This window comes from Bradyrhizobium paxllaeri (genome assembly GCF_001693515.2).
GTDB classification, from domain to species: domain Bacteria; phylum Pseudomonadota; class Alphaproteobacteria; order Rhizobiales; family Xanthobacteraceae; genus Bradyrhizobium; species Bradyrhizobium paxllaeri.
The window spans coordinates 6,159,341-6,177,070 of the sequence record NZ_CP042968.1; the positions used below are offsets into that span (position 1 = coordinate 6,159,341).

A 17,730-nucleotide genomic window follows, 5' to 3' on the forward strand; every position below is an offset into this window, starting at 1 on the left:
CCGGGCTAAGGAAGTTCAATGTACGAGGCATTTTATCAGCTGCGGGAGAAACCTTTTTCAATTCTTCCCGACCCCGACCTGATTTACTGGGGCAAGATGCATTCCATGGCGTTCACGATGCTGGAGTTCGGCGTCATGAACAACGCCGGCTTCACTGTCATTACCGGTGAAATCGGTTCCGGCAAGACTACCTTGGTCAGGCATCTGCTCAAGAAAGTCAGCCCGGCGATCACCATCGGCCTGATCTCCAACTCCCCTCAGGGCCGGCAGGAATTGCTGCAATGGATCCTGATGTCGTTAGGGCAATCCTTCGAAGGGGATTATCCAAATCTTTTCAAAAAGTTACAAGATTTTCTGTATGGCCAGTTCGCCAACGGAAGACGGACCATATTGATCATTGACGAGGCACAAAATCTCGAGCCGGAAGCGCTCGAACATTTGCGCATGATTTCCAATATCAACGCGGACAAGTTCCAGATTTTGCAGCTGATTCTGGTCGGCCAGCCCCAGCTCCGCGACCTGCTGCTGGCGCCGAAGCTGCATCAGTTCGCACAGCGGATTTCCTCGGATTTCCATCTGCGCCCGCTCGATGACCGGGAGGTCGCTAACTATATCGCATTTCGGCTCCAGGCGGTGGGCGCCCGCCGTCCGTTGTTCACCCAGGAGGCTTGTTCACTGATAGCCTCCGCGAGCGGCGGCATACCCCGGATGATCAACGTTTTGTGCGACACGGCGCTGGTGTATGGCTTCGCCAATGACCAGCGGGTTATTTCGGATCACATTGTGCGGGACGTTATTGCAGACAAGCAACAGTATAGCATTTTTCCGGTAAAAAAGTTCTCGCGGGTTCCCTAAGTCCTTGTATCCCATTAATTTCCGCCGTGGCTAAATAATGGCCGCGTGCTTGGAAACAATCCCTTCACGACGGCCTAAATGTCTTTGTCTACGGGCTTTTTGCCGATGGTTAGGGGGAATGAAATGCGAATCCTGCTGGCACTGCTTTTTGTTGCCTTTCTGACCCCGGGGGCAAACGCGCAGACCCTGAAATCAGGCGACAGCCTGAGCATTACGGTCTTGCAGGACCCGAAGCTCGACCGGACGGTCGTTGTCGACCCCTCCGGTGAAATCGCATTTCCCCTCGCCGGCCATATCCGGGCACGCGGGCTGACGCCATTGGCGCTCGAAAACATTCTCAAGAACAAGCTGAAGAACAACTACAAGGACGACAATCTCGACGTCACGGTCGCCGTCATAGCCGCGCCCAAGGAGATCCCCGAGGACGACCTCAAGCCGAAAGTTTTCATCACCGGCGAGATCATCAAGCCGGGCTCTTATGTCGTCAGGCAGAAGACCACCCTGATGCAGGCGATTGCCCTTGCCGGCGGCATCGGCCCCTTTGCAGCGAAGAATCGCATCCAGGTAAGGCGCAAGGGCCCCGGCGGAGACGAAACAATTTTCATGTTTAACTATAGAGCTTACGAAGCTGGTGACGATCTGGAAGGCAATATCACCTTGCGGGCCGGCGACGTCATCATGGTTCCGGAACGACGCTTGTTTGAGTGACCTGACGTTCGGCGGGGGCGAGAAGCAACGTGAAGAGAACTGCCATAGCAGTCTCGGTATGCTTTGGCATGGCGCCGTCCGTGGCATTTGCGTTCGACTGGTCCATCAAGGCCAGCGAGACCGAAACGGTCGAACTGAATAGCAATCAGTTTTTGCGTAACTCGCCGGCGGGATCGTTGGGCTCCTACACGACGCTCAATACCGACGCGGAGGCGCGCACGCCCACATCCAAGTTCAATTTCAGGGGCGACGGCACTTACAAGAAGTATTGGGGCCCAGGCGCGGCCGGCACCGCATCGGAATTCTTGAACTATGGATTCAGCGCACGCTACGAGCAGAGGGAGAAGACCAGATTCGATCGGGAGTACGTCGAGGCAAGCTGGAGACAGCAGAGTACTGCTCTCGCGCTGTTAAATGATCTCGGCGTTTCCGTGCCGACTTCAGGTTTCATCGATCGGCTCACGGCGACCGGCGGCGTCGATCGTTCGATTACCGCAATTGACACGGTGTCGTTGCTCGCGACGTCCAGCCGCACGAGCTACGAGCCGTCGAGCGGCGGCACGCCCTTTACAGACACGCTTGTGCGCGGCAATTGGCGACGCGCGCTAAGTTCGGTCACGGCGATCAACGTGTCCTCCGAATACGAACTGCTCGAGTACGGCAACTCATTCAATACCCAGGTTCAGATTTTTCGTGACCAGGTGGGATTCGACGCCACGTTATCGGCAGTGCTTTCCTTTCGCGCCAATGCCGGCGTGGCTTATCTGGTAACCGATCGAGGCGTTTCGACTTCTTCATTCGGAGGCGTGACGTCCGCCACGCCCGTATCGAGCTCCCTGGTCGATTGGATCGGTGACGCCGTCCTCACCTATCGAATGCTGAAGAGTACGACCCTGTCCGTCACCGCCAGCCAGTCGGTTGGACCGAGCGTTGTCGGCTCGCTGTTCAAGCGGGATTCGGTCATTGCATCGCTGAGTCACAGCATCAATGCGCGATCCACCCTGTCGTTTTCAGCGAGCGGCAACCGGCAGATATCGACCACTACGACAGATTACGCTTCGGCGTCGGCGACTTACAGCTACAATCTGACCCGGGAATGGCTGGCGTCGGCCACCTACCGGTACCTGCACCGGTTCGCAAGCTCCGGTACGGCTATTTTCGATCCGATTACCGGCACGCCAACGGTTTCCGGCACGGGCCCTGCGGACTCCCACAGCCTGATGTTCGTCGTGACGCACAACTGGACTGTGCTGCCGTCCGGCAATTAGCGCGTGACGACCTTTACGCGCATCGTCATCCCGTTCCATCTTTTTTGGTTGAGTACCATCTCCGGGCAAACGTGGTGCGGTTGCCCGGAAGGAAACCGCTGTCAACGTTTCCGGATCATACTCCGGCGCGTTCACTTCATCGCAGAACGGATGCTGTCCTTGAGCGGCGTCCCGTCCGGCTCCAGGGAAAACGCGGTCTTGAACTTCTCGGCCGCCTTTTCATTTTGTCCGGCGGCCGCGTAGCTCATCCCAAGGTGATAATGGATCGCCGCAAGATTCGGCATTGCCACCGCAGCCGCCTCAAGCGTGGCGATCGCTCCCTTGAAATCGCCGCGCTTGTACTGGGCCCATCCCCACGTATCCTGGAACTGCGGCGCGTTGGCGTTCTTGAGCTTTTCCGACAGCTCAAACGCACGTTCGAGACTTGGCTTGTCACTCCGATTGTCCAGCAGCAGGCTGGCGAGGTTATTGATCGCCACTGTTGAATTCGGCTGGTCCTGCAGAAGCGCTTCGTACTGAGATATTGCCGCGTCGTTATTTCCACGCTGAATCTGCAATCCCGCCAGGGAAAGACGGAAAGCTACATTGCCGGGCAACTCCGCGAGTCCGGCCTTGAGCACATTGTCAGCCGCATCATAGTCCTTGCTTTGAACATAGAGATCAGTCAGCGCAGTGTATCCTGCCGGCTCTTTCGGCTGCTGCTCGACTGCCTTCTTGAAGCTTTGCAGCGCCTCATCGTTTTTCTTTTCGACCAGTTTGGCCTGTCCGAGAAACACGAGAAGCTGGGCATTGGCCGGGAACTTGTTACTCATCGCCTGCAGCAGCGCTGAGGCCTTGTCTGGCTTGCCCTGTTTCACATAAGCTGAGGCAAGCGCAAGCGCCGGCTGAGGCGCGTCCGGCGCGGCCTTGTGCGCGGCCTCCAGCGCCGCGATGCTTTCCTCGATCTTGTTCTGGCCCGCGAGCGCCGCCGCGCGGATCTGCTCGGCCACCACGCGGCCTTCATCGACGCGTCCGATCGCATCCGCGATCGCCAAGGCTCCCGCCCAATTCTGCCGGCTCAATCTGACCTGCCCGAGCGATGACCAGATCTGGAGGTCGCCGGAATTGCGATTGGCGGCTTCCGTCAAAATTTCTTCGGCGCGAGCCGCGTCACCCTTGCGCTGCAGAAACCCGACGTAGCGGAGGACGACATCGGGATTGGAGTTGGATGATTTCAGCGCGTCGGCATACTGACGATCGGCCAACTCGCCTTTCCCGCTGCGCTCATAGGCCACTGCCAGCAACGACAGCAGATCAACCGACTTCGGTTGATCGTTGAGCGCCTCGCGCAAATCGGAAATGGCGCTGTCGAACTGGCCCTTATCGATGCTCATGGCCGCCCGCAACCGCAGCGCTCCGGTGTTTCGGCGATCCTTCGAGAGAATGTCTACAATCAAGGGCTCCGCTGCCGTCTTGTTACCCTTGGCGACATGGATCTCCGCAAGCTTGACTTGGGCGGCGAGTTTCTTGTCGGAAGCGGCTGCCGTGTTGGCCAGCTTCTGCAAAGCCTGCACGGCGTCGTCCGTCCGATTTTGCGCAACATTCAGGTCGGCCAAAGCGATCTGGTAATCAAAGTCATTGCCCCCCGCCTTGATCCGCGCTTCCAACTCGGCTCTGCCGGTATCCGCGCCTTTCGTAGCGATCAAGAAGCGAACAAGGTCGAGCCCAAGCTTGCTATCGGTCGGATTGGCCCCGGCCCTCGCCCGGAACTCCTTCTCCGCCTCGACAAATTTTCGCTGCGCAATGAGAAATTGCAGAAGCTGAGCCTGGTAAGTCGCCTCTTGAGGATTCTGTGCGATCAGCTTGCGCAGCAGTTCTTCGGCCTTCGCCAAATCCTTCTTGCGTGCATACGCATCGATCTTCTGTAGCGTAAGGCGCGTTTCGTCCTTGCCGGCGGGGACTGAATCCAGAAGCTTCAGTGCGCCATCCAGATCGCCATCTGCGATTTTTTTCGACGCAAGCAACAAGATCGCATCGACGTTTGCCGGGTCGATCTCATACGCACGTTGAGCTTCGCGAATTGCGCCCGGATTGTCGTTCGTACGAAGGAGAATAATCGCCCGCAGGGCGTGGAGTTCCGCGTTTGGTTTGTCGCCTTCGTTGGCGGCATCTACAACCCGAAGCGCGGCTTCAGCAGCACCGCCCCCCACCATAATTCTCGCGAGCTTCAACCGCGCGTTCAGATCGTTCGGATCGAGTTCGACGACACGGCGCAGGTCCAAGAAGAGCGAGGTCGCCTTTGTCCGTTCGTCGATGCCCGCGAGCGCTCTCCAGACTTCGACCTTGTCGCTCTTGTACTTGACCGCCTTCAGGAGTTCCTTCCGGGCCTCGAGGTCGTCCTTCTTTTCGATAAGAGCCATTCCGCTCTCATAGTAGCTTTGCGCACGTTCTTCGGGCGATCCGCAACCTGCTACGAACGTTACGAGCAGGAGCGCAAGTCCGCGGAGAGCGAGAGAAGTCTGACCGGCTAGCTGCTTCATGTTTGGGCCTGAATTAATACCGCACGGCTGAACGCGGCCGAATAATCGTCAGTTGCTCCGCTATCACACTTCCTGTGACAGGAGGAATTCAAATCTGTTCAGGCGGAATATCCGTCGTAGGCCGACGGATACGCCGATGAACAGCAGTTTCTGCCCCCGGCTTGCCAAATGTTTTCGGACCATCAGGAACACCCCAAAGAACCTCGCATCAATATACTGCGTATTCGATACGTCGACGATCATTCGTTTACCGCTATCGAGTGCGTCTTGGAGTTGCTCGATCGCAGCGTCTGCATGCGCGGCCACCGCGGCTCCCGAGAGAACTATGGTTACGGAACCATGATCTTCGCTCCGTGCAATCGACAATCTATTGAAGCTTCGCGTCCGCCGCTCAGCCAGCATGAGGGGCAGCACGGAGGTAACCAGCATCGCGAACAGGGCCTTACCGTCATTCCAATAGCGACGCCAAAGATATGGTTCTTCCTTGATGCGCCACAGCCACTCGAACCCCGTGCTGCGTAGTATTGGCGGCGCACGCCGTACGGTTCCCGCCTCGAAATTAATGGTCGCCCCAAACTGGGCGCGAACGGGCGCTTCCAGGCGCCAGTGGTTATGCAAAAGCCAGGCCTGAGCTTTCTCGGCGCCGAAAAATACCGCAATTAAATCTGCGTTACTTGCATTTATTTCGTCGATTATTTCCGGTGAGCTCATTTCTTCGATCGTGCCGAAACCGGGGTTAAGCACGCCTACGCATTCCAGCCCACCCTTCTCGGCGTTGAGCCTGGCGCCGACCTCAGCGGCGAGGCCCTCGGCGCCGCCGAGCAGGAAGACCCGCAGACGCCTGCTGGTTGCGTTGGCCGATTTGAGCCGGCCGAACAGGTCGCTGCCGGCAATCCTCTCCTGGATCGGAATACGCAGCAGCTTTGCGATCCAGATCAGCGGCATGCCGTCCGCAAGGCACAGATCGCTCAGCAGCATCGATTCCCGAAACGTGTCGTTGATCTGGCTTTTAACGAGAAAGTTGACGTTGGGTGTCGAAGTCAGGAAGGGCGAGCCGGCATTCGTTGCAAGCTCCATCGAGCGCAGCAGCGAAGGAAAATCGAGCGCATCCACGGGAATGCCGAGGAGGCCAAATACATTGCGGGAAAGGTCGGACGGGATGGCGGCGCATGACGATCGCGGGTCGGCACATCGCTCGGCAAGGTCGGACGAGCCCAGTGGGATGCGCAACGTCTTCAACATAAAAGCTCCACGAACTTCAAATCGTCGCCCGGCGCAGCGCGGGTGGCCATATATATGCTTAACGAACAATAAGCGATCTACTACGAAAACGTCGTTTAGTGAAATCGATTTAATATACGTGATTAATACCGCGGAGAGAAGGAATAATGTTTTAGTGCTCCGACCGCACCGCAACCGTCCCGGGGGTGGGAAGTTGCACAGTCAGGGTTGCCGGAATGCCGACGGCTGTCCTACCCGCCGGAACGTCGTTCAAAACGACGCTATTAGCGCCAATCTTGGCATTATCGCCGATTCTAACTGGGCCGAGGACCTTCGCACCTGCGCCGATATAGACGTTATTTCCGACGGTTGGAACGCCACCAACGGACAATTGCCCGATAGTCACCTGCTGCATGATGATACAATCGTTCCCAATTACCACGTCGGCATGAACGGTCACGCCGTTTGGATGCGGAAGAAAAAGCCGTCTTCCAAGCTTGGCATGAGGATTAATGTCGGAACCGGTGATAATAGTGAAGATTAGATGCTTGAAGATAAAGTATTTCTGCGCAACCCGAGCAAGAAGCCCTGTGCGCGCCCGATGGTATTGATAACGCTCAATAGCTGAAAGCAGAATCGCACTGATGTTGAATATATAATTCATAGATCGAATTGTTCGTGCGGCGCTGAAACCGGATTTGCGTTCAATTGCTTCACGCCTTCCGTAAGAACGTTTCGAACCCGATCTAACATCTCATACCGCTTACGATACATGCCGCGCTTCTTCTGCGGGATTTCTTCCAGATTTCTTCTCCTTTCCGTAACACTGAGCAAATAAAGCGAATTGTTCTTTCGAACGCCGCCTCTTTCTTCCCATATTTCGTTATAGTCGGCAGATGTCTTTTGGATTCTGTTCCCAAAATACGGATGAGTATGGTGCCGGTCTTCATTGGTCACGGCATATACGCGTTCGATCGCGAGATACGAACACACCATACAGAACACTTCGAAAAGAAAGTCCCTTGGTCTCATGCCGTGCGCTTGTTTAGTCAAGTATCGATATTCCTCAACGGCATCCTCTCGGTCGCGCCCTTGAATACTACCTATCGTTGCGGTTAGAGTTCCTTCTTCCTCGTATAATGAGAACGCCAACGAATACATTCTCACGCGATCAACAAAAAAGTTTATGACGAGATTGCCTTCCCTTAGGAACCAGATGGGCTGATCAATGACTACTCGAAGTCCCGCCCTAATAAACGAGAGGTCCGCCACGACCATCCGTTCATTCGGTCCAAGGTTAAAAGGTGCCGCAAGTTTTTCGACGCAATCGAAATGCTCTCTGAGCCGTTTCAACCTCGTGGCGGTGTCCCAAGAGGCACATTGATAGGGCCAGACTAGCACTCCGATAGTCTCGGGACGCTCGTTGAAAAGGCGGATTAAACTAGTGCTCGATCGGCCCCCTAGTAGGTTCCCAAGTTCCGAACGGTGTTTATAGCTTTTGGCCACCAGCGACAGCCGACGCAAAGTGTCAAGGCGTCCACCGCTGTGGACGAACTTCGACATTGACCATACTTTGCGAAAAGGCTCGAGCATTAATACTAATAGTAGACCAACAACTACAGGCACCAGCCGCACCTTAGCTCGGCAGCTATACTGACGCAATTGCACCTATTGCCGATATAGCAAAACCGCCGTTAATACAGCCAGCCTGTTAATATCTAGGTGACCCGTGATGCTGCTGGCAACAGGGTCCTGGAGAATTCACCACGCTGGATAATAATTCTATTAGGCAATTCGGTTCGTGATACCCAAAGGCGGTTTGATCAGCCGCCTTATTGAGCCTCCAGCACAATTTGCGAGGCGAAAATGGTGGGAAATCATTACATTCCCTCGAACCGGGAAAGCCGATTGTCGGCGCGTCATCGCAATGTTTGAAAATATTCGTTCCGATTTTGAAGCCCATGGCCGCACCGTCGGCGCCCAAGGTTTTTGGGTAATGATAGTCTATCGATTTGGTCGATGGCGCTACAGCGTGCGACCGGCACTGCTACGCAAGCTCTGTTCATTCGTCTACAAGGTACTCTACAAGATAATTCAGATCCTTACGGGGATAGAGTTGCCTTGCGAGGCGATTGTGGGTCGCAATTTCGTTATCGATCATTTTGGCGGCATCATTGTGAGCGGCTACGCTCGCTTCGGGGACAATTGCCGCATCCGAAATGGCGTCGTTGTCGGTCTGCGCCGCGTCGATCAGCCCGTTGCACCCGTCATCGGCAACAATGTGGATATTGGTTCGGGGGCAAAACTCCTCGGCCCGATTACAATTGGCGACAATTCATTGATCGGCGCCAATGCGGTCGTACTCATTGATGTTCCACCGAATTCGATCGCAATCGGTGTGCCGGCTACCATCAGGCCCCGCTCCATTGAACCAGGCAACGACGCGCTTTGCTGATGATCGAAGCTTACTCAAATTCGATAGGCGTCGTCGTGATCGGCCGCAACGAAGGCGACCGCCTCAAGCAATGCATTTGCTCTCTTTCGATGTTTGCCCGGATCATCTACGTGGATTCCGGGTCTTCCGATGGTTCTGTGGAGTGGGCGCAGGGCGAAGGCATCGATGTCGTCGAACTTAGTCTGAATTTGCGATTTACCGCGGCTCGGGCGCGCAATGCTGGCTTTGCACGCCTGCTGGAACTGGCGCCGCAGCTCGAATATGTTCAATTCATTGATGGTGATTGTGTACTCGATCAGAATTGGCCTCGACGGGCCGTTGATTATCTCAGTGACCGAGAGAACGTATGCGCCGTTTTTGGTCGACGTCGAGAACGCTATCCTGATCGATCGATCTACAACCAGCTCTGCGACCATGAATGGAATGTCCCTGTCGGCAAGGCTAGGTCCTGTGGGGGCGATGTAATGATGCGAGTGAAGAGCCTCGAGACGGCTGGGGGATATCGCGACGATCTGATCGCGGGTGAAGAGCCCGAACTCTGCGTTCGGCTTCGCGCACGCGGCTGGCTGATCTGGCGAATTGACGAGGAAATGACCCTGCATGATGCTGCGATCATGCGATTCGAGCAATGGTGGCGTCGGCACGTACGCAGCGGATATGCGTTCGCAAACGGGGCCCATCTCCATGGGTCGCCCCCCGAACGGCTTTGGGTTTGGGAAAGCCGGCGCGCCATATTGTGGGGCCTCATAATTCCCTTCGTATGCGCCTGCCTTACCTTAGCTTTTGGATTTCCAGGCCTCTTGGCGTTCCTCATTTATCCGCTACAGCTCGGACGCAGGATCTTGCACATTCCAGGAGCGTGGCGTGTTCGAGTTCAATTGGCGTTCTTTGAGCTGCTCTCAAGGTTTCCGGAAAGCATCGGCCAACTCAGGTTCGTTCGCGACAGCTTGCTGCAAGTTCCGTCCCGTATCATTGAATACAAGTGAAACATTGGAATGAGATCGATGACCAACAACGATCCGCGCCAGAAAGCGGGTCATGGCGCAACAGCTCACATCGGGCACGGCATGTCTAAGGGCGCTTTGTTTGAATATTTTGATCGCATCGAGATCATCCATTTGCCTGAACGAACTGATCGCTTGGCAGCGCTGCGCTCCGAACTGGCGCGCGTCGGGCTGGACATTGATGGCCCGAGAGTCGGAATTCCCAAGGCCCCCAGATCCGAGACCACAAACGGATTTCCATCTCGTGGGGTGTACGGCAATTTCCTCAGCCATCTCGATATCCTTGAGCGCGCCTATCAGGATGGGCTCGACTCAGTTCTTGTTCTCGAAGACGACGCATTGTTCAGCCACGCTTTCAATCGCCTTCAGGCCTCCATTGCGCGCCATCTAAGGACGCACGATTGGGATGAACTGTTCCTCGGTCACTCCATCACGAGCGGACTTCCATCTTCCAAATCCGGACTCGTGAAGCTTTCCGGAGATTTTCTTTGGGCGCACTGCTATGCTGTACACCGCCGGATCATGCCGAGAATGGTGGAATACTTTCGAGAAACCATCGAACGGGCGGCGGGTCATCCCGATGGCGGCAAACTATACATAGACGCTGCTCACACGTTGTTCCGACGGCGCAACCCCGAAATAATCTGCCTCGTAACTTCCCCATGTCTGAGCATTCAAAAAGGTTCCCAAAGCAGCCTGAACTCGGCGCCTTGGTATTACCGTTTCGGCCCCACAATGGCATTGGCCGCAATGGCCAGGAACTTTCGCGACGAATGTTGGCGTCGAGGAATGATTAGCGTCGGCCCAAAGGGCAAGGTGTCTTCTACTGTGGTGTCGGCGACACCGTGGCCCGAGGGGGTACTGAAAGAGTAACATTAACATTTTGATGGCAGTTTGGTTATCGCAAGCGCTCTAGTTGCGCGCAGCCAAGAACTCCGCCAAACGAAGAGCAAGCTTCACTATCGTGAGCGTCGGATTTGTACCGCCGCCGGTGGGAAAAATCGAACTGCCAGCGATATATAGATTCTCCACCCCGAAAACCTGGCAATTCTCGTTTACAACCCCGAGATCCGACGTTGCCGCCATGCGTGTTGTGCCCATATGGTGAGCATGAGCTCCAATCTCGATGTCCAGATTCGGGTTCGTTATGAACGGCGCGAGCTGTACTCGTGCAAGATCAAGCCTGGCCATCTCCTCGGCCGTCTTGATCGCAAGCAAACGTATAGTCTTCTTGTCACGCTCGCTCACGTTCCAGTTCAACTGGATCCGACGCAATCCAAATCTGTCGGTGTCGTTGACTAACGTAACTCGGCTGTCGGGATTGGGCGACTGCTCGATCAACGAGGTGACCAAACCATCACCGGGACAGTCGAAATCCACCACTTGTCTCATGACCTCCGTCATGCGTGGCAAGGCGCACCCCGTTTCTCGGACAAATTGCTTCAGTACACGAAGCCGTCCATAGCTTTGCGGCGACGAATTGGGTCCGAAGCTCACGATGCCATTGCCAATGTTGCTTTGCCGCAAGAACTCCGCAGTCGGAACCAGCGCAACTTCCTTTTGCCAGAACTGTGTATCGGTTACGATGAATCGTCCAATAGGGACGTTCAAATGCTCCATGAAACAGCGACCGACCCAACCTCTACCATTGCCAATCCCCTCCGGCATTTGTCGATTGGCGTTCAGCAGGATCCGGGCGTTTTCGATCGCCCCGAGCGCCACAACATATCTTGGCACCGATACATCTAACTTCTGACCATTGAAATTTTTAACCACAAGACTGCGGACTCGTGACAAGTCATCGCTTAACTTCAGGTCGGTAAGGTTCGCATTGTAAAAGAGATCGATTCGCTCCGATCCGCGAATTTCGCCGTCGTATTTCTCCGCAAAACGGGTGGGAGGGCTCAGAGCAAAGCCGCTCTGCCTGAACAGTCGGGACGCAAAGCGAGGATCATCGTAGGGCGAGAGGTCTTTACCTACGATGTCCACAATTTCCTGTGCTTCTTCCATGCCTTTGATGACCTGATCCTGTGAAATCGGCCATCCCGGCATCCCGAAATATTCGCGAGCCTCAAAATCGATTGGATCGAAAGCACCGCACCGCCCGCTCCAATGGTTGGACGTACCGCCAAAGTATCTAAGCCGGGTGTTTTCGACAGACCAGTATTTTCTTCCAACGCTCTTGCCGTCGTAAAGATGTTGCGACTGATCGCTGTATTCGAGACCGCCTCCTTCGAGCAACAGGACTTTCTTGCCGCGTGTAGCAAGCTTCCTGGCGACTGTAATTCCCGCTGGTCCCGTCCCACACACGCACACGTCGTAATTACTCTCGGAAACACGAGTCCAGGCTTCGTTGAAGTCAAAAATCATTGGAGATTAATTCCTGCCTGTGACGTCCTGGCGCCGCAAAACCCAGCCTTTCACGATCTCAAACTCCATCTCCGCTTCTTCCGCACCGGGCGCCTGCGACAGAAGCTCGTGACCGCGACTGGATCGAACGTCTACGAATGCCGCGGCTGCACCCGCGAGAGACCCAAAAAAGCTGCGACGGTTCAAGACGGATAAGAGCGATTGCAGCTGCCTCATCTAGCCACCTCCTGCATGCGTGCCACCTGGTCCACTCTGTTTATGCTAGCCATCTTACTAGCCCGCTATTCCGCCAGCATCGAGTGAAGTGCCGACGCTCGCTTAGCAAACAGTGCATTCGCCACCAATTTCTTTTCGTGCAGCTCGGCGACAAGCATTCTTCAACGCTTCCTCAAACATGGATGCGCTCGATTTCCAGGAGCTTGCAGCGACTGTCGCATACGCATTCGACGACAATCCTTTCCAATCTTCCTCACTTCGAGTAAGCACCCACTCGACTCCACCAGCAAGCCCGGATACGTCCTCGATATCCACGAGGACACCGTTACACCTCGTTCTTATCGCCTCACTAGGCCATCCAGTTCGCGTAGCTACGACCGGGGTTCGACAGGCCATCGCCTCCATCGCGGGAAGGTTGAACCCTTCACTTGTGCTCGCAGTCACCCACACATCACAACTGGCATAAATATCTCGAATCTGATCTTGTGGGGGGGATAGGATAAAGTCCGTTCCGGAAGGCAGAGGCAACTTAGTGAGCGGATACTCGCTCCCGAAACAAATTATTCTCAAGTTTGGAATCTTCTTGCGCACATCCCGAAGCGCCGCAAATGTGATATCTACCCCTTTGAATGAAGCACTTGAGTAGAGCAAACCGACCGTCGGTGTTTCCTGCTTGCCGCGCAAAGGAGCGAAGAATTGACTCTTGTCAACGCTGTTAGGAACAAGATCGACGACTGTGTCGCCATATTCCGCCTCCATAACTTGCTTGAGCCAGCGCGCAATGACAATTTTGTGCATCGGGAGTCGATACGTGGCCCGACACCGCTCAACGGGTAAATAGAAAAATACCTCATGGTGCTGGATGAAATAGACTTTAGCTCCCTTTCGAGGGCTGAGCGCGTCAACCCATTCGGCTGTTTCCCACCAGGTCGCGATGACGACATCGGCATCCGGAACGTCCGCGTCTTTTACGGGGCGCCATACATCAAGGATATTGTGATCAAGTCGCCCCCCGTCGAGATGAGATAACTGCGTGGCCTGTTCCCTCGGCCAGCCGCCTCCCTTCCTCCATAAGGTAAATTTTTGTCTGAGCGACAGCCCCCTCGGCGGCGGAGAGACAAGGCACACCGTATGCCCCATTTCCATCAGCTCGCGGGCATAAATGCCAACGACTCTAATACCTCCTGCCATCGAAACCGTCGGCAAAACGAACGTGATGCGCATTAATGCTAGCTCGACTGATCTCTAGAAATCAGAGGAAAGTACTAAATAGGTTGTTCACGCGAAGTGACGCTTGTCCGCAATGAGCGGCGAATTCTCACGAACAAACAAGATATCGATCTGATTAAGTGCCCCATCAAGAGGCCGACGGTGGAGCTCAAGAATATCGTAAGTTACGAATCCAAGACGCTTGAGGAATGCAACCACGTCATCAAGGAGAGGCGCTCCCTCGTTTATCTCAATGATCGCGATCTCAAGCAAAATCGCATCGATTTTCGGCAAGATCCTCTGAGCCCCTTTTAGAACCTCTAGTTCGTAACCCTGCGTATCGATCTTAACGAATACCGGCGACTCTAACTCTTCGATTACCGTGTCCATCCGACGCAGCTTGCGGTGCTCCACGGTCCGATCAAGCGGACTTCGCTCACTCAGGACAGAAGAGCCTGATTCCATCACATTGAACGAGACCGGCGCGCCGTCGTCGGCTCCCAGCAGCTCGTAGAATAGAGACGCACCGAGCGAATTAGCAACGGCGGAAACACGAGCTTGCTTCTGGACATTGGGTTCAAACATCAATATTCGAGTTTGAGGCCATATCTCTCGTGCAAGCCTGCTCCAGTCTCCTTCAAACGCTCCTACGTCAACAACTGTTCTCGGGGAAAAACCGCGGTTGGCCATGGCGCTCAAGCCGAACTTCATACTCGGCGCGAAGCCATAATCGTAGGCAAATCGATCGAACTCATCCCTGGCTAGGTTGAAAGACAGATGTAGGAGCGACGCCTTGACCCGATCGGGCAAGACGATCTTTAGTGTTTCGACTAGAGCGGTCTTCAGTTTATTCATTGGAATTCGCACCACCCGCACGAACGGCGGTCCTCGCTTCGAAGTGATATATCGCGCAGCGATAGCGTGCATGATCGCTCAAGCGAAGCGCACCCCGCTCGATGCTGCCGACCGTATCTGCTCATAGGAAATGTCCGACTAGCAAAGCAGAAATCTTACCAGCCAGAAGCCCGATTGGCACCCAGACGAGAAAATACAGTTCCTTACGAAAATCGAACAGGCCATGCTTTAGACTATAAAAAATGATGATTGGAAGATACGAAAAATGGCTGAATACAATCATGATCAACGCTCCATCGAGGCCGAAAAAATAAAACCCTAAGGGAGCCAGCACATATAGCGAAACGAGCCTGACCAGGATGACGTTTGACTGAATCTTCGGCATTCCCAAAGCCAAAAATGCTTGGACCGCAAGGCGAAACGGCATGGTCGCGAGGGTTGCGGCAAGAATTCCCAGCATCCAGCCTGCCTCATGATACCGGGGATCGTAAAGCAATTGAATCAAGGAAGGGCCGAAAGTCATAAGGAAGCCCGCCGAAAAATACGAGACCAAAGCGATAATGGCGACGAGCCTGTAGTAATTCCCCTTTAGGTTCATTCCTTTTGTTCGAACGATCTCACTCAGGGCCGGAAACGCTACGTCGGTCATTATCTTGGATAGAACCCCTTCAGCCGAGATCACAAACAGAGATGCGATTGCGTAAAGACCGAGTACGGTCGAGTCTACCAGCCCACCAAGCAACAAACGGTCACCGCTGCTCGCAAGGAAGCCGAAAACCGATGACAACAATATCCACTTGCCGAAATGAATGACTTCGTGCGCGACCTGTCTGTCCCATTGCCAGCGATTTGCAACCCCAGGCAGCCACATATGGCTCACGACGGTCCTGACAAGAGACGAACAGATCGTGCCTGCCACTAGTGCCCATATCGACCGATCAACCAGAACCCAGCCGAGCATACAGATCAATCCAATCGCCTGAGAAAAAATCTCCATGCCGATTATTCGTCCGAGCAAAATGGTGCGATTGGCTTCCAATACTTTCGTGGACTCGAAGGCGGCGATCAGCACTGAGAGCGACAAGACTGCAACAACGTACGGCAACACGGGGGCCGCGTAGACGCTGTTTACGGGTATATGCTGCAACTGACCAAGTATGACGAGAACCACGCATAGAGTGAGCGCCGCCGCTGATAGCAAGACGCCTCGCAAAATCTGGATTACCCACGCGGTGTTCAGGAAGGCGGTCTCGTGGCCGCGTTTGCTCTGCACAACGCTTTGCTTCAATCCGACGTCGGAGAACATCGCAAGGCCGACGATCAGAGTCGAAGCGACAGCCATAATTCCGAACATTTCCGGAGCAAGCAGACGGGTCATCAGCAAACTACTGCCAAGACGGATCACCAGCGAAATCGCGAACCCAGCCAGGCTCCATATGCCCGCTTTCACCACCCGTTGCTTGAGGGAGATTTGCTCGGATAAAGACATTCTACGACAATCGTTCAATTTGGCAGGACAGCATCGGGCTTTTCGTAGCGCAAAATGAGCCAAATGACAGGTTTCCGACCGGGTACTCTTCCCGCCCCCCAAACGCCGTGTCGGATCGCAACGGAGATTTCACTCTCCTACCCTCAAGGGATGTCCACCAAAGCTTGCAGCACCAAATGGCTTCTTCGGACTATTCGCGACGGCCTTAAGATATTCAGCACGGCCCAATAGCGCTCCTGCGAGAAGCCAATTCCACGAGCTCATCGATGAATTGGGTATCTGTTCAATAAGGTTCAGTGCAACGATTAGTGTAAGTGCTGCAAGAAAAATCCTGTCGCGTACCGACGATGCGAGTCTCAAAGACGACATTGCCCGAAAAACTGGCAGAGCGAGCAAACCAAATTGCGCCAGAAAGCCCACGATCCCAAACTGTCCCAATGTTTGGATCCATGCGCCGTCGGTTATACTTATATCCTTGCCGTAGTTCTCCTCGTAGAGGCGATTGCGTCCGTACCGTCCCCACCCAAGCAAAAAGCGCTGCGAAGCATGCGCCAAAAGTTGCTGCTCTTGATCGAAGCGCACTTTCAGAGATTCTGCCCGCTCCTGACTGAATATCATCGCCGTATCGAGCAACGCGCCGGTCGGGAAGTTGTCGGTAATCCGAAGCAATGGATAGAATATCCCTATGGTGGTGATCACGACTGCTATCCGCACTTGCGTTTTCGGCCTGGACCAGCGCACAAAGAATCCTATGCAGCCAGCATAAATGAGTGCTCCGGCCGATTTGCAAAGTATGATTACGACGGCCAAATACGCCGAAACACCTGCAGGCGGAAACAATCTGACTGCACCTGACTTGAGGCGCCAAAATGCGACCGCCGCCAGGAAAGCTGTCATCATGAAGAAAGCAGCCGTTAGACCGTTTTTCATGAACACCACAGGCCGAAAGCCACCATAGCGCATTTCCGATACAAATCCGGAGGGGAAATAGCCATAGACCCAATTCGACAGCACAGGACTCATCCGGATCTCGAAAAGCATGAGAGTCGAGTACAGCAAGCCGGCGATCACAAGGACGCGCATGATCGACTCGGTATCTGAGGATTTCTGAAGGAAACGGCGAGCAATAAAGAATGGCAGCAAAAACAATAGCTGGCTCAGCAGGGCCGAAATACCGTCATAATACCCAACGCCGGGAATAATCGTAGGTCCATAAACCAGGGTGTCGCGATTGTTAATCGAAGTGAATACCGGGCCTACAATGGCAGCAATCGCCAGGATTTCAGCCACGCCAAATCCCGATTTTACGGTACCCTGACGTGATGCCAACGCGATGCACCCGACCAATGCACAAAGATTGGGTAGGGAATTCTTGTCGAACGCCGGAATCATCTCGAGCTTGATGGCGACATTTGATGGAAGCAGCAGCAACCCACCCAAAATAGTCCAAAGAGTTGCCTCCGAAAAAGATTTTGTTCGATATAAAATGATCGCGACGATCGGCCACGCAAAAAAGGCAATGGTAGCAAACCAGTTAGCCGTCATCGATAACAACTGACCT

The 17,730-nt window shown here is 54.5% G+C and carries 15 protein-coding genes; 6 read left to right on the forward strand and 9 right to left on the reverse strand.

Annotated elements, in window-relative coordinates:
- Nucleotides 1-18: 18 nt before the first annotated feature.
- The 3 genes from LMTR21_RS29430 to LMTR21_RS29440 all read left to right on the forward strand — a co-directional run bounded on the left by LMTR21_RS29430 (nt 19) and on the right by LMTR21_RS29440 (nt 2,831).
- Nucleotides 19-855, forward strand: coding sequence for an ExeA family protein (locus tag LMTR21_RS29430; RefSeq protein WP_057856293.1), 837 nt, complete (start codon nt 19-21; stop codon nt 853-855).
- 123 nt (nt 856-978) lie between these two features.
- Nucleotides 979-1,563 (forward strand): polysaccharide biosynthesis/export family protein, encoded by a 585-nt coding sequence (locus tag LMTR21_RS29435; protein ID WP_065755371.1) that lies wholly within the window; start codon nt 979-981, stop codon nt 1,561-1,563.
- An 80-nt stretch (nt 1,564-1,643) separates the two neighbouring features.
- Entirely contained in the window at nt 1,644-2,831 is a 1,188-nt protein-coding gene (locus LMTR21_RS29440; protein ID WP_141688532.1) for a porin family protein, read from the forward strand.
- A 131-nt stretch (nt 2,832-2,962) separates the two neighbouring features.
- On the opposite strand, the gene LMTR21_RS29445 is transcribed toward LMTR21_RS29440, so the two are convergent.
- From LMTR21_RS29445 to LMTR21_RS29460, 4 genes are all read right to left on the reverse strand, one after another.
- Entirely contained in the window at nt 2,963-5,230 is a 2,268-nt protein-coding gene (locus LMTR21_RS29445; RefSeq protein WP_187399223.1) for a tetratricopeptide repeat protein, read from the reverse strand.
- 183 nt (nt 5,231-5,413) lie between these two features.
- Entirely contained in the window at nt 5,414-6,592 is a 1,179-nt protein-coding gene (locus tag LMTR21_RS29450) for a WecB/TagA/CpsF family glycosyltransferase (protein WP_084030875.1), read from the reverse strand.
- A 151-nt stretch (nt 6,593-6,743) separates the two neighbouring features.
- Nucleotides 6,744-7,235, reverse strand: coding sequence for a serine O-acetyltransferase (locus LMTR21_RS29455; RefSeq protein WP_065755368.1), 492 nt, complete (start codon nt 7,233-7,235; stop codon nt 6,744-6,746).
- Entirely contained in the window at nt 7,232-8,134 is a 903-nt protein-coding gene (locus LMTR21_RS29460; protein ID WP_187399224.1) for a VirK/YbjX family protein, read from the reverse strand. Before LMTR21_RS29460 ends, LMTR21_RS29455 begins: the two co-directional genes overlap by 4 nt.
- Nucleotides 8,135-8,372: 238 nt before the next feature.
- On the opposite strand from LMTR21_RS29460, the gene LMTR21_RS29465 reads away from it, so the two are divergent.
- Genes LMTR21_RS29465 through LMTR21_RS29475 form a run of 3 tightly spaced genes read left to right on the forward strand, consistent with a single transcriptional unit; the run spans nt 8,373 to nt 10,903 of the window.
- Nucleotides 8,373-9,026 carry a serine O-acetyltransferase gene (locus LMTR21_RS29465; RefSeq protein ID WP_246174431.1) on the forward strand — a complete coding sequence of 218 codons (654 nt, stop codon included), beginning with the start codon at nt 8,373-8,375 and terminating at the stop codon, nt 9,024-9,026.
- Entirely contained in the window at nt 9,026-10,012 is a 987-nt protein-coding gene (locus tag LMTR21_RS29470) for a glycosyltransferase family 2 protein (protein WP_065755365.1), read from the forward strand. The genes LMTR21_RS29465 and LMTR21_RS29470 overlap by 1 nt, the downstream gene beginning before the upstream one ends.
- Nucleotides 10,013-10,030: 18 nt before the next feature.
- Entirely contained in the window at nt 10,031-10,903 is an 873-nt protein-coding gene (locus LMTR21_RS29475; protein ID WP_065755364.1) for a glycosyltransferase family 25 protein, read from the forward strand.
- A 39-nt stretch (nt 10,904-10,942) separates the two neighbouring features.
- Here LMTR21_RS29475 and LMTR21_RS29480 read toward each other — a convergent pair whose 3' ends face one another.
- The 5 genes from LMTR21_RS29480 to LMTR21_RS29500 all read right to left on the reverse strand — a co-directional run bounded on the left by LMTR21_RS29480 (nt 10,943) and on the right by LMTR21_RS29500 (nt 17,714).
- Nucleotides 10,943-12,400: a GMC oxidoreductase gene (locus tag LMTR21_RS29480; RefSeq protein ID WP_065755363.1), complete on the reverse strand. Its 1,458-nt coding sequence runs from the start codon at nt 12,398-12,400 to the stop codon at nt 10,943-10,945.
- 318 nt (nt 12,401-12,718) lie between these two features.
- Nucleotides 12,719-13,840: a glycosyltransferase family 4 protein gene (locus LMTR21_RS29485; RefSeq protein WP_065755361.1), complete on the reverse strand. Its 1,122-nt coding sequence runs from the start codon at nt 13,838-13,840 to the stop codon at nt 12,719-12,721.
- A 54-nt stretch (nt 13,841-13,894) separates the two neighbouring features.
- Nucleotides 13,895-14,680, reverse strand: coding sequence for an FkbM family methyltransferase (locus LMTR21_RS29490; RefSeq protein ID WP_065755360.1), 786 nt, complete (start codon nt 14,678-14,680; stop codon nt 13,895-13,897).
- Between the two features lie 121 nt (nt 14,681-14,801).
- Nucleotides 14,802-16,169 carry an oligosaccharide flippase family protein gene (locus LMTR21_RS29495; protein ID WP_065755359.1) on the reverse strand — a complete coding sequence of 456 codons (1,368 nt, stop codon included), beginning with the start codon at nt 16,167-16,169 and terminating at the stop codon, nt 14,802-14,804.
- Nucleotides 16,170-16,298: 129 nt separating this feature from the next.
- Entirely contained in the window at nt 16,299-17,714 is a 1,416-nt protein-coding gene (locus LMTR21_RS29500; protein WP_065755358.1) for an O-antigen ligase family protein, read from the reverse strand.
- Nucleotides 17,715-17,730 lie beyond the last annotated feature (16 nt).